Genomic DNA, 11570 nt, shown 5'->3' on the forward strand with positions numbered 1-11570 from the left:
CGCCGTCGTTTCGCTCGTCCCGGGCACCGACCCGAAACAGGTGATCGATGAACTCGACCGATTGCTCGAGCCTTACGGTTCGGTCGGCGCCATCGCCCGGAGGGATCAGCCGTCGAACCGCTTCCTCGAGGATGAACTCAATCAGCAGAAAGTCATGTCGATCACCATTCCCATCATCTTCTTCGGCGTGGCGGCATTCCTCCTGAATGTCGTGCTGGGACGGCTGGTGACAGCCCAGCGCGAACAGATCGCCGCCTTGAAAGCGCTAGGCTTTCCGACCACCCCGCTGGTGCTCCACTATCTCAAGCTGGTCGCGGTCGTGGTGTTCTGCGGATCCGTGCTGGGTCTCGCCGGCGGCTACGTCTTTGGTCAGGCGATGATCGCGAGCTATCACGGCTTCTTTCGCCTGCCGGCGCTGGACTTCGCGCTGACACCTTGGTCCGCCCTCCTCGGCTTCGCTATCAGCCTTCTCGCCGCGTCACTCGGCGTCGTCACCGCGCTGCGAAACGTCATCGTGCTGGCGCCCGCAGTTGCGATGCGGCCGGCCGCGCCGCGGCGCTTTCGCCGTTCCTGGATTGAAGGATGGCTGTCGGCCAAGGCCCTGACGCCGCGGCATGTTCTGACGATTCGCAATTTTGCCGGCCGCCCGCTGCGCAGCGCGTTCACGATTATCGGTATCGCCTTTGCCGTGCCGATGGTCGTGCTCGGGCTGTTCTGGCGCGATGCCATCGACCGGATGGTCGAGATCCAGTTCAATCTGGTCGAACGCGGCAACGTCATGGTGACGTTCCCGCATCCGCTCGATCGCGCCATCGTCGGCGACCTCGCACGCGAGCCCGGCGTGCTGGTCGCCGAAGGCTATCGTATCGCGCCGGTGCGCCTGCGCGCGGGGCATCGCAGCTATCTGACGTCGGTGATCGGCCTGCCCTTCGACAGCGCACTGCGGCGCCCGCACGATGCCGCGCTGCGTCCGATCGACGTGCCACCCGGCGGCATCACCCTCACCCGCCGGCTGGCCGAGCGGATGCAGATCGCCTCCGGCGACATTGTGACCATCGAGGTCATGGAAGGCCGGCGCCGCAAGATCGACCTGCCGGTCAGCGCACTCGTCGACGAAGTGATCGGGATGTCGGCCTATATGGAGGTCGATACGCTGAACCGGCTCACCGGCGAAGGCGCGGTCGTGTCGGCCGCAGCGCTGTTCGTCGAGCCGTCGGCGCTTGCGACGCTGTCCCGGCGGTTCAAGCAACTGCCCGTGATCGAATCGGTATCGATGAAGGCCTACACCCTGGCCTCGTTCCTGGACAAGATCGCCGGCCTCGTTCTCGTCAGCGCCGGCATCCTCACGGCCTTTGCCGTGATCGTCGCCGTCGGCGTGGTCTACAACAGCGCCCGGATCGCGCTGCAGGAGCGCGCCTGGGAACTCGCCAGCCTGCGCGTGCTCGGCTTTACCCGCGCCGAGGTTGCGCAAATCCTTTTCAGCCAGTTTGCCATCGAGATCACGCTGGCGATTCCGATCGGGCTGTTGCTGTCGCAAGGCATCGTCACGCTGATCGCCCGATTTCATTCCAGCGAGAGTTTTCAGATTCCGGGCGTGGTCGGGCCACGAACCTACGCGGTCGCGACCGCTATTGTCGTGGTCACCGCCCTGGCAAGCGCATACATCGTGCGCCGCCGGGTGGACCGGCTCGATCTGGTCGCGGTACTCAAGACGAGGGATTGACGATGCGCATCACGGCTGGTCGTGTGGCTATGGGACTGGGCCTTGCCGCCGCGGTCGCCGGCGTCATCTGGTTGCTGATGCCACAGCCGGTGCCCGTCGAGACCGCGGCCGTCACCAAGGGACGCTTTGTCGCCAGCGTCGACGAGGATGGCAAGACCCGCATCCGCGAGCGCTACGTCGTGGCCGCACCACTCGCCGGGCGCTTGACGCGCGTGAGGCTGAAGGCAGGCGACATCGTCGCCGCCGACGATGTGGTTGCCGCCATCATGCCGCCTCCAGCGCCCCTGCTCGATCCGCGCAGCCGCCGCGAGGCCGAGGAGAGACTGGGCACCGCCGAGGCCGCGTTGGCGCGCAGCAAGGCCACGGTCGAGCGCGCGCAGGCCCAGGCCAGTCAGGCAAAGACCGACCTCGATCGCGCCCGCACCCTTGTCGCGCAAGGTGCCGCAACCGTGCAGGCGCTGGAACGCGCCGAATTGGCGCAGCGGGTCGCCGATCGCGATCTTCGGGCCGCGGAATTCCAGGATCACGCAGCGAACCACGAGGTCGATCAGGCGAAGGCCTTGCTCGCCCGTTATCAGGATGGCGCGGACACACCGATCGAACGCTGGAACATCGCGGCGCCGGTATCCGGCGTGGTGCTGAGGGTCGTGCAGGAAAGCGAGACCGTGGTCCAGTCGGGCGCGCCGCTGCTCGAAATCGGCGATCCGAGGGACCTCGAGATCGTAACCGATGTGCTCAGCGTCGATGCGGTCGAGATTCGCCCCGGCGCCGAAGTTACGATCGAGCATTGGGGCGGTCCGGGCGTGCTGTCGGGGCGGGTGCGGCGGATCGAACCCGCGGCATTCACCAAGATATCGACGCTCGGCGTCGAAGAGCAGCGGGTCAATGTACTGATCGACGTGCTGTCGCCGCGCGAGCAGTGGACCGGCCTCGGTGACGGATACCAGCTCGATACGAGGATCACGGTGTTCACCCGGGACGATATCGAGATCGTTCCAGCCGGCGCCCTGTTCCGCCGCGGCGACAGCTGGAGCGTCTATGTCACCGAGGATGGACGCGCGCAACTGCGAGCCGTCGATCTCGTGCGCCGATCCGGCCGTTCCGCCGCGGTCAGCAAGGGGGTGGCGCAAGGAGACCGGGTCATCGTTTATCCCAGCGATCAGATCGGCCCCGGCGTCCGGGTCAGCCTGAAATGAGCGATGACGAGGCATGCCGAAAAACTCGGCTTTGCAGACCCTCGCAACCCGGTTAGAAGAACCCCCTCAACCGAAGCCCTCAACAAAAAGCCTGGGAGAAGAAACCATGAAGTCAGCTGCAGCCGCACTCGCGGCGGGTCTCGCTTTTGCCGTGTCCGGCGGAGCGGCGAACGCGCAGATTTCCGACGACGTCGTCAAGATCGGCGTGCTCACCGACATGTCCAGCCTCTATGCCGACGCGACGGGCAAGGGTTCGCTGGCCGCGGTCCAGATGGCGGTCGCCGATTACGGGGCCAAGGTCAAGGGCAAGCCGGTCGAGGTGATCGCCGCCGACCATCAGAACAAGCCCGACATCGGCGTCGGCATCGCCCGCAACTGGTACGACAACGAAAAGGTGGACGCGATCTTCGACGTGCCGACCTCTTCCGTGGCGCTGCCGGTCTCCGCGCTGACGCGCGAGAAGAACCGGATCAACATCAATTCCGGCGGCGGCAGCTCGGATATCACCGGCGTCGCCTGCTCGCCCAACACCGTGCACTGGACATACGACACCTATGCGCTGTCCAACGTCGCCGGCAGGGCGATGGTCAAGCGCGGCGAGGACACCTGGTTCTTCGTCACCGCCGACTATGCTTTCGGCATGGCGCTGGAACGCGACGCCGCCAACGTCGTCAAGGAGAGCGGCGGCAAGGTCCTGGGCGACGTCCGTCACCCCCTGAACTCCTCCGACTTCTCCTCCTTCCTGCTGCAGGCGCAGGCCTCCAAGGCCAAGGTCGTGGCGCTCGCCAATGCCGGCGGCGACACCACCAATGCGCTGAAGCAGGCAGCGGAATTCGGCATCACCCAGGGCGGCCAGAAGATGATCGCGCTGTTGCAGGAGATCACCGACACCCACGCGCTCGGCGCCAAGGCGACCCAGGGCCTGATCGTCACCGACGCTTTCTACTGGGACATGAACGACGAGACCCGCGCCTTCTCCAAGCGCTTCATGGAAAAGGTCGGGCATATGCCGACCATGATCCAGGCCGGCCTGTATTCGGCGACGATGCATTATCTGAAGGCGATCGAGGCGATCGGAACCGACGAGGCGCCGAAGGTGATGGAACAGATGCGCGCGACCCCGGTCAACGATTTCTTCGCCAGGAACGGCAAGATCCGCATCGACGGCCGCATGGTCCACGACATGTATCTGTTCGAGGTGAAGAAGCCGGAAGAGTCCAAGGGCGAATGGGATCTCTACAAGCTGATCGCCACCGTGCCCGGCGATGAAGCCTTCCGTCCGCTCGACAAGGGCGGCTGCCCGCTGGTCAAGGCGTCGAATTGACCAAGGGATTCGCCCGCTCCACCCAAGCGGGGCGAGGTGAAAAGGGACGACACCGAATCTAAGCAAAAAGCGCGCCCGGCAAAGCCGGCCGCGCTTTTTTCGTGAGACCTAATCGCACGCTTCGTCAGTCCTCGAATTTAAACGAGACCTTGAGCTTGGCGCGATAGGCTTCGATCTTGCCCTTGGCGTCGAGTTGCAGATCGAGTTGGGCAATCTCGGCAACGCGAAGATCCCGGAGGGACTTGCCGGCCCTCTCGACCGCGGCCGCGGCGGCCTTTTCCCATGAATCCTTGCTGGTACCGATCAGCTCAATGACTTTGTAGACACTCTCCGTCATATCGTCCTCCCGTTCGGTATAGGCAGGAGGCAGGTGCTCCTGCCGCCGGGAAGCGTAACATCGGCAGACCGGCCATCCAAAGCAAAAGCGCGCCCGGCGAAAACCGGACGCGCTTTCTTCTTGGACCTGTCGAGCTGCCTCAGTTCGTGGAATACTTGAACTCGGGCATCTGCTTCAGCTGATCCTTGGTGGCGTTGAACACCGCGTGGTCCGGATACCACGGGTTGGACCTCGTCGCCGTCGCCGGCGCGGTGTTGGTGCTCGCCGCACCGGTCGTGGTCGTGGGTGCAGGCCGGGTGCCCGAGGCCGGCGCCGTGCTCGACGTGGTGGTGGACGGCACCGGTGTATCGACGAACTTGATTTGGTCGAAGGCCACCGCGACCAGATGCTCGCCGACGCCAAGGAAGCCGCCGATACCGATCACCACCGCCTTGATGTTTCCGCTCTTGTCGGTCAAGAGGTCGCTGATCGAGCCGATGCTCTCGTTTTCATTGTTGTAGACATTGACGCCGACCAGCTTCGAGGTGCGCCAGTTCCCCTCATACGACGCGCTGGTCGTCGAGCTTGCCGCCGTCGCCATGTTGCTTCGGTCGGTGGTGGTGGTCGGCGACTGCGCAAGCGCAACGGTCGCAAGCAGCGCGGAAGCGGCCACACCGGCCGTCATGTATTTAACCAACATCTTTGTTCTCCCTGAGATGAAATCGATGGGGAGAAAACACATCACCGCACCGGCCGTTCCAGATCGTCGCAGAGATTTTCAAAACCCGCCTGGAATTTTCAGCGCTGGCGCGGCGCATCATCGGCGGGTTCCATGGAACGATGCCGCGGGCGCTGGCGCAAGCCTCGAGGCGTGCTTCCCGATGGCGATCAGAACCCGCCCCAATAGGGCGGGATGCCGTAGTAACGATGCAGCTCGGCTTCCTGCGAGCGATCGCCCCAGTCGAAATCCTTGTCGGCGCGGAACGACGGCGCGCGCCGCAGTTCGTCATCGGCGATGTCGAGTTCGTAGGCGCCGGATTTCGGATTGTAGGTAAGCCGCGCCCAGGGGAGCGGAAGGAAATTGGTTCCCATGCCGAGGAACCCGCCGAAGCTGAGAATCGCGTAGGACACTTTGCCGGTGACCTTGTCGATCATCAGCCGCTCGATGTGGCCGAGCCGCTCGCCGTTCGGCCGTCGCACCGCGGTGCCCTCGACGCGATCGCTGGCGATCAACGGATGTGGTCTTTCCAGGACGTCGGTCATCGTCACCTCCCTGGTCGATGAAACCGAACCAACGTGGTGCCGGCGCAGGAGTTCCGTCAGGCCGCGAGCGCTTCGGAATCCGAATCGCGCTCGTCGAAGAAGGCCACCGCCTCGAACTGATAGCCGCACGCCCGGCAGCGCCAGAGATAGGAGATGCGGCGCGGGCCTTGCTCGATCCATTCGGGTGCGGCGATCGGCTTGCCGCATTGGGCGCAGGGATTTCCTCGGGGCAGATCGCCGAAATCAGATTTGGCCACGGCGCGTTCTCCCTTTTGCTTTTTGGCTTGACGGCGAATGGGACAGGATTGCTGCCGGACATCGCAGCTGGCTCCGTCGCAATTGTTAAGAGAGCATTTTGGCTTTTGAACGGCGAAAGCTTCCGTCATTGCGAGGAGCATATTGCTTCGCTTCGCTCGCAATGACGGATGAACTTACTTCGCCTTCGGCTCGACCGCCGGCTCCGCCGTATGCACCGCGCCTGTCTTGCGGACATGGATCGTGGCGATGTCGTCGGCATAGACCTTCTGCCAGCCGTCGATGTGGTCGAGCAGTTTTGTCGCCGCACTTTGCGTGCGCATCAGGGTGGCTTCGATCCTGTACTGCTCCAGCAGCCGGAACAGGTTCTCCGGCTCCATCAGGCCGGAGGCCGCGTTGTGGTCGACGAAGAATTTTTCGCCGTAGAGTTCGGTGCGGCCGTCGATGAAGGGGGCGACGCCGTTGGCGATCAGATAGCCGCCGAAATCATAGTCGTTGAAGACGCGCTCGAGATTGAGTTTCTTGAGCTCGGCCACGGCCGCGACCGGCGCGCTGTGCGGATGCGGCTCGAAGCGGTGCACCGAGGCATAGGCAAAGGTTCCCGCCATCACGAGCACCGCGAGACCCGCAAACAGCACGCCGCGCGCCGGCGGCGCCGCGCGCGAATGCAAAACCTCGTTGCCGCCAATCTGCCCGGCAAGCGGCGCGGCCAGCGCCAGCGGCGCCAGCAAGGCCAGCATTTCGCCGGCGCGTCCTTGCGACAGCGCCATGTGCAGAAGACCGAGCAGCAGGACGATGCGCAGCGGCGGCAGCCGGATGCCGCGCCACAGCGCGAGGCCCATTCCCAAGAGCAGGCAGATCTCGAGCGGCCCGACGCTGGAGAAATCCGCAGCCCGCCATTCCATGATCAGCGGCAGCGCACCGCCGAGGCCGAGGATCTTTTGCGCCGCCAGCAGCGCGTTCCAGCCATAGGGATTAAGACAGGCCGCGATAAGCGCGGCGACGCCGAACGCCGCCCAGCGCAGCACCAGCGACCGGCGTGCATTGGCTTTCGCAGCCACGACCGCGTCGAGCGCGATCGGCGCGATCAGCACCAGGCCGAAGACAAAACCGCCATGCAGGTTGGACCATAACACCATCAGCGGCAGCAGCCAGAACGATGGCGCATCGCGGCGATCGGCGGCGGCGATCAGCCCGCAGACCCAGGCCACCATGACGGGCATCGCCAGCACATGCGGCCGCGCCAGGAGATGCCCCACCGTCAGCACCAATGCGGCGGCGAAGAACACCAGCGTGGTGCTCTCGCTCAAATGCCGGTTCAGGAATTTCGTGAACAGCGCGAAGGTGGCCGCGATGGCGGCGGCCGAAACCACCACCGGCCCGCTCCAGCCGAACAGCGCGTAGCTCTTGGCAAATACCACCTGCGCCAGCCATTGCGTCGAAATCCAGGGCTGGCCGCGCATGGTGAACGAAAACACGTCGGTCTCCGGCACCGCGCGGTGGTCGAGGATCCATTGCCCGACCGTGACCTGCCACATCGTGTCGGGATCGATCAGCAGCCGGTTGCCGCCCAGAAGAAACAACGCGTAGACGCCGACGCCGACCCACAACGGCAGCAGGCCGCGCATCGGGCTTGCATCCTCGCGCGCATGGGCAACGGACAGGGTCATCGGCGTGGCGCGGTTTTCCCAGGGGTTTCCGGCCGGATCGAACCACGCCAGGGCATAATTCCTGGTAAAGCCAGGACCCCTCAAAACCAAGGCCCTTGCTGGCCCGGCGCCCGCAATTGGGGCCAAAAGCCCGGGAAAGCCGGATTTCCGCCATATCCTTGCCCAGCCAATGCAACAATCAGGTAACCAAAGCGTCCAATCGCCGGTTCCACCAGCGTCCCCAGAAGGCACCATTCGATGAAGCGTCTGTTTCTCCTCGCAAGTCTCGCAGCGATGGCTGCGCTGTATTTCCCGCAAGCTGCGCTTGCCCAGCGCGCGGAATACGAGGCGCTGGTCGCAAGCCATGCCGGCGCCAACGGGGTGCCGGTCACCCTGGTGCATCGCGTGATCGTGCGCGAGAGCCGCTACCAGCCGAGACTGGTCGGCCGCGGCGGCACCATCGGCCTGATGCAGATCAAGCTCGCGACCGCGCGCGGGCTGGGCTACACCGGCGACGCCGAAGGGCTGCGCGATCCCAACACCAATCTCACCTGGGGCGTGAAATATCTCGCCGGCGCCTACCGTGCCGCCAACGGCGACCACAATCGCGCCGTGCACTATTACGCCGCCGGATATTACGAGGCCGCCAAGCGACAGCGGCTCGAACGGGTCAGCTATCAGGGGTTCGAAAATTCCGGCAATCCGATCGCCGTGACAAACGTCGGAAATCCCGCCGACGCGCAGGCGCAGGAGTTCTCCGCCGCACCGCATCGCCGCCACCCATCCGGTGCGGTTCCCGGCGAGATACGTTGACACGTCAGCGCATCGGCCTACATTAGCCCTGTTCCGAGGGGAGCTCCGACGAGGAGCTGAGATACCGCAAGCTTAGGGCCTCACATCGAGGTTCCGGGACCGCGGTGACCCTTTGAACCTGATCCGGGTCATGCCGGCGAAGGGACAGGGATGTACCAGAGTTCGAAAACCCCGCGGGGGGATTCTCCCGTATCGGTCATCGGCGCCGGCATTGCCGGCGCGTGGCAGGCGCTGCTGTTCGCGCAGGCCGGCCACGCCGTGACGCTGCATGAGCGCAGCGACCAAGCGATGATGCTCTCCACCAGCCACTGGGCCGGCGGGATGCTGGCGCCCTATTGCGAGAGCGAGGTCGCCGAGCCCATCATCAGCCGGCTCGGCCTGCGCGCGCTCGATCTCTGGCGCCGGGAATTGCCGGATACGCCGTTCAACGGCTCGCTGGTGGTGGCGCACAGCCGCGACCGCAACGATTTCGAGCGCTTTGCGAGGCTGACCTCGGGCCACCGGCGGCTCGACGCGGCCGCGCTGGCCGAACTCGAGCCGTCGCTGGAAGGGCGATTTCGTGACGCGCTGTTCTTCGCCGACGAAGGCCATGTCGAGCCGCGGCGGGTGCTGCCGAAGCTGCATGAGCGGATCATCGCGGCCGGCGGCACCATCAAGTTCAACAGCGAACCTCAGCCTTCGGAAATCGACGGCCTCGTGATCGACTGCCGCGGGCTTTCCGCGCGCGACACCCAGCCGGAACTGCGCGGCGTCAAGGGCGAACTGATCCTGATCGAGACCGATGAAGTGAAGCTGGCGCGCCCGGTGCGGCTGATCCATCCGCGCTGGCCGCTCTACGTGATTCCGCGCGAGGACAATCTGTTCATGCTGGGCGCCACCACGATCGAGGCCGAGGATACCGGCGTCAGCGTCCGCTCCGCGCTGGAGCTGTTGGGCGCGGCCTATGCCGTGCATCCGGCCTTCGCCGAAGCCCGCATCGTCGAATTCGGCTCCGGCCTGCGCCCGGCCTTTCCCGACAATCTGCCGCGCATCAGCATCGACAGGAACACGATCGCGGTGAACGGGCTCTATCGCCACGGCTTCCTGATCGCGCCGGCGCTGGCGGAACTGACGCTTCATTATGTCGAGCAGGGCCGGATCGACAACGAGGTGATGCAATGCGTGTGACCGTCAACGGCGAGCCGCGCGAGATCTCGTCCGCCAGCGTCGACGCGCTGCTGGCCGAACTCGACTATGAGGGCACGCATTTTGCGATCGCCGTGAATTACGACGTGCTGCCGAAGAGCCGCTGGGCCGAGACGCAGCTGAAGACCGGCGACGAGATCGAAATCATCACGCCGCGGCAGGGAGGGTGAGATGAGGAACGCGACGTCTCTCAACCTGTCGTCCCTGCGAAAGCAGGGACCCATAACCACCGGCCTTGGTGGTTATGAAAGGTCTCCGCCCGAGTGCCCGAACGAGACGGCACGGCGTATGGGTCCCTGCTTTCGCAGGGACGACGGCTGTGCGGAAAGCTAGCGCCATGCCCAAATTCTACGACCGCGAATTTTCTTCCCGCCTCCTGATCGGCAGCGCGCTGTATCCGTCGCCGGCGATCATGCAAAACGCGATCCGCGGCTCCGGCGCCAACATCGTCACGGTGTCGCTGCGGCGGGAATCCGCCGGCGGCAAGACCGGGGATGCGTTCTGGTCGCTGATCCGCGAGCTCGACGTCACGGTGCTGCCGAACACCGCCGGCTGCCGCACCGTGCGCGAGGCCGTGACCACGGCAAAACTGGCGCGCGAATTGTTCGCCACCTCCTGGATCAAGCTCGAGGTCATCGCCGACAACGACACGCTACAGCCCGACGTGGTCGGCCTGGTCGAGGCCGCTGCCATCCTGATCAAGGACGGCTTTGAAGTGTTCCCCTATTGCACCGAGGACCTCGGCGTCGCGATGCGGCTGGTCGATGCCGGCTGCAAGGTGGTGATGCCGTGGGCGGCGCCGATCGGCAGCGCCAGGGGCATCACCAACCGCGATGCCCTGAAGCTGCTGCGCGACCGCCTGCCCGATATCGCGCTGGTGGTCGATGCCGGGCTCGGCGCGCCGAGCCACGCCGCCGAAGCCATGGAGCTCGGCTACGACGCGGTGCTGCTCAACACCGCGATCGCAAAGGCCGCCGACCCGGTCGCGATGGCGAAAGCGTTTCGCATGGGCGTTGAGGCCGGCCGCGCGGCTTACGAATCGGGGCTGATGGAAGCTCGCGATTTCGCCTCCCCTTCAACCCCCGTCGTTGGGACACCGTTCTGGCATGCCGTATCCTGATCGCCACGCGTATCCTGACCGATTTTATCCGGTCGTCGACAGCGTCGCCTGGGTCGCGCGCCTGGCGCTGCTCGGCGTCGGCACCATCCAGTTGCGCGCCAAGGGCCTCAACGATTCCGAGGCGCTGCAGACCATCCGTGACGCGCTCGAAATGACGAAGGGAACGGAAGCCAAACTCGTCGTCAACGATTACTGGCGCGCGGCGATCATGGCCGGTGCCAAGCACCTGCATCTCGGTCAGGAAGATTTGGCTGACCTTGCCGAAGCCGATCTCAAGGCGATCCGCCGCGCCGGCCTCACGCTCGGCCTTTCCACCCATGACGACCAAGAGCTTGAAACCGCGCTGCGGGCCCAACCCGATTACATCGCGCTCGGGCCGATCTTCCCGACCACGCTGAAATCGATGCGCTTCGCGCCGCAGGGCATCCCGAAGATCACCGAGTGGAAAAGGCGCATCGGCGACATTCCGCTGGTCGCGATCGGCGGCATCAAGCTCGAACAGGCTCCCGAGATTTTCGCCGCCGGCGCCGACTCGATCGCCGTCGTCAGCGACATCACCCAAAATCCCGAACCCGACGCGCGCGTGCGCGCCTGGCTCGGACTGAAGGCGGAGGCCGCGTGATGACAGCAACGCGAACCTCTATCAGCCGTCATTGCGAGCGTAGCGAAGCAATCCATCGGGCAGCACACCGCGCCGTGGATTGCTTCGTCGCTTACGCTGATCGC

At 65.0% G+C, this 11570-nt stretch carries 13 protein-coding genes and 1 riboswitch; of the genes, 8 read left to right on the plus strand and 5 right to left on the minus strand.

The window, feature by feature from the left end; genetic code table 11:
• The 3 genes from QZ213_RS16255 to QZ213_RS16265 form a co-directional block, all read left to right on the plus strand.
• On the plus strand, positions 1-1723 hold a 1723-nt coding region (locus QZ213_RS16255; RefSeq protein ID WP_291687111.1), incomplete at its 5' end, for an ABC transporter permease.
• A 2-nt stretch (positions 1724-1725) separates the two neighbouring features.
• Positions 1726-2919 carry an HlyD family efflux transporter periplasmic adaptor subunit gene (locus tag QZ213_RS16260; protein WP_291687112.1) on the plus strand — a complete coding sequence of 398 codons (1194 nt, stop codon included), beginning with the start codon at positions 1726-1728 and terminating at the stop codon, positions 2917-2919.
• A gap of 106 nt (positions 2920-3025) precedes the next feature.
• Positions 3026-4243, plus strand: coding sequence for an ABC transporter substrate-binding protein (locus QZ213_RS16265; protein WP_291687113.1), 1218 nt, complete (start codon positions 3026-3028; stop codon positions 4241-4243).
• 124 nt (positions 4244-4367) lie between these two features.
• On the opposite strand, the gene QZ213_RS16270 is transcribed toward QZ213_RS16265, so the two are convergent.
• From QZ213_RS16270 to QZ213_RS16290, 5 genes are all read right to left on the minus strand, one after another.
• Entirely contained in the window at positions 4368-4580 is a 213-nt protein-coding gene (locus tag QZ213_RS16270; RefSeq protein ID WP_291687114.1) for a dodecin family protein, read from the minus strand.
• Positions 4581-4719: 139 nt separating this feature from the next.
• Positions 4720-5259: a PRC-barrel domain-containing protein gene (locus tag QZ213_RS16275; protein ID WP_291687115.1), complete on the minus strand. Its 540-nt coding sequence runs from the start codon at positions 5257-5259 to the stop codon at positions 4720-4722.
• Positions 5260-5447: 188 nt separating this feature from the next.
• Positions 5448-5822 carry a PRC-barrel domain-containing protein gene (locus tag QZ213_RS16280; protein ID WP_291687116.1) on the minus strand — a complete coding sequence of 125 codons (375 nt, stop codon included), beginning with the start codon at positions 5820-5822 and terminating at the stop codon, positions 5448-5450.
• A gap of 56 nt (positions 5823-5878) precedes the next feature.
• Positions 5879-6079, minus strand: coding sequence for a hypothetical protein (locus tag QZ213_RS16285; RefSeq protein WP_291687117.1), 201 nt, complete (start codon positions 6077-6079; stop codon positions 5879-5881).
• Positions 6080-6253: 174 nt separating this feature from the next.
• Positions 6254-7747 carry a hypothetical protein gene (locus tag QZ213_RS16290; RefSeq protein ID WP_291687118.1) on the minus strand — a complete coding sequence of 498 codons (1494 nt, stop codon included), beginning with the start codon at positions 7745-7747 and terminating at the stop codon, positions 6254-6256.
• 237 nt (positions 7748-7984) lie between these two features.
• Here QZ213_RS16290 and QZ213_RS16295 point away from each other — a divergent pair, with 237 nt between their 5' ends.
• The 5 genes from QZ213_RS16295 to QZ213_RS16315 all read left to right on the plus strand — a co-directional run bounded on the left by QZ213_RS16295 (position 7985) and on the right by QZ213_RS16315 (position 11466).
• Positions 7985-8539: a lytic transglycosylase domain-containing protein gene (locus QZ213_RS16295; protein ID WP_291687119.1), complete on the plus strand. Its 555-nt coding sequence runs from the start codon at positions 7985-7987 to the stop codon at positions 8537-8539.
• A 26-nt stretch (positions 8540-8565) separates the two neighbouring features.
• Positions 8566-8702: riboswitch (TPP riboswitch) on the plus strand.
• Positions 8690-9706, plus strand: a complete 1017-nt coding sequence (locus QZ213_RS16300; protein ID WP_291687120.1) for an FAD-dependent oxidoreductase — start codon at positions 8690-8692, stop codon at positions 9704-9706. Its footprint overlaps the riboswitch before it by 13 nt.
• On the plus strand, positions 9697-9894 hold the full coding sequence (gene thiS, locus QZ213_RS16305; protein ID WP_291687121.1) for a sulfur carrier protein ThiS: 198 nt from the start codon (positions 9697-9699) through the stop codon (positions 9892-9894). The genes QZ213_RS16300 and thiS overlap by 10 nt, the downstream gene beginning before the upstream one ends.
• Before the next feature lie 167 nt (positions 9895-10061).
• Entirely contained in the window at positions 10062-10844 is a 783-nt protein-coding gene (locus QZ213_RS16310; RefSeq protein WP_291687122.1) for a thiazole synthase, read from the plus strand.
• On the plus strand, positions 10831-11466 hold the full coding sequence (locus QZ213_RS16315; RefSeq protein ID WP_291687123.1) for a thiamine phosphate synthase: 636 nt from the start codon (positions 10831-10833) through the stop codon (positions 11464-11466). Before QZ213_RS16310 ends, QZ213_RS16315 begins: the two co-directional genes overlap by 14 nt.
• Positions 11467-11570: the final 104 nt, after the last annotated feature.

The organism is Bradyrhizobium sp., assembly GCF_017881085.1.
In the GTDB taxonomy this organism is placed as follows: Bacteria; Pseudomonadota; Alphaproteobacteria; order Rhizobiales; family Xanthobacteraceae; genus Bradyrhizobium.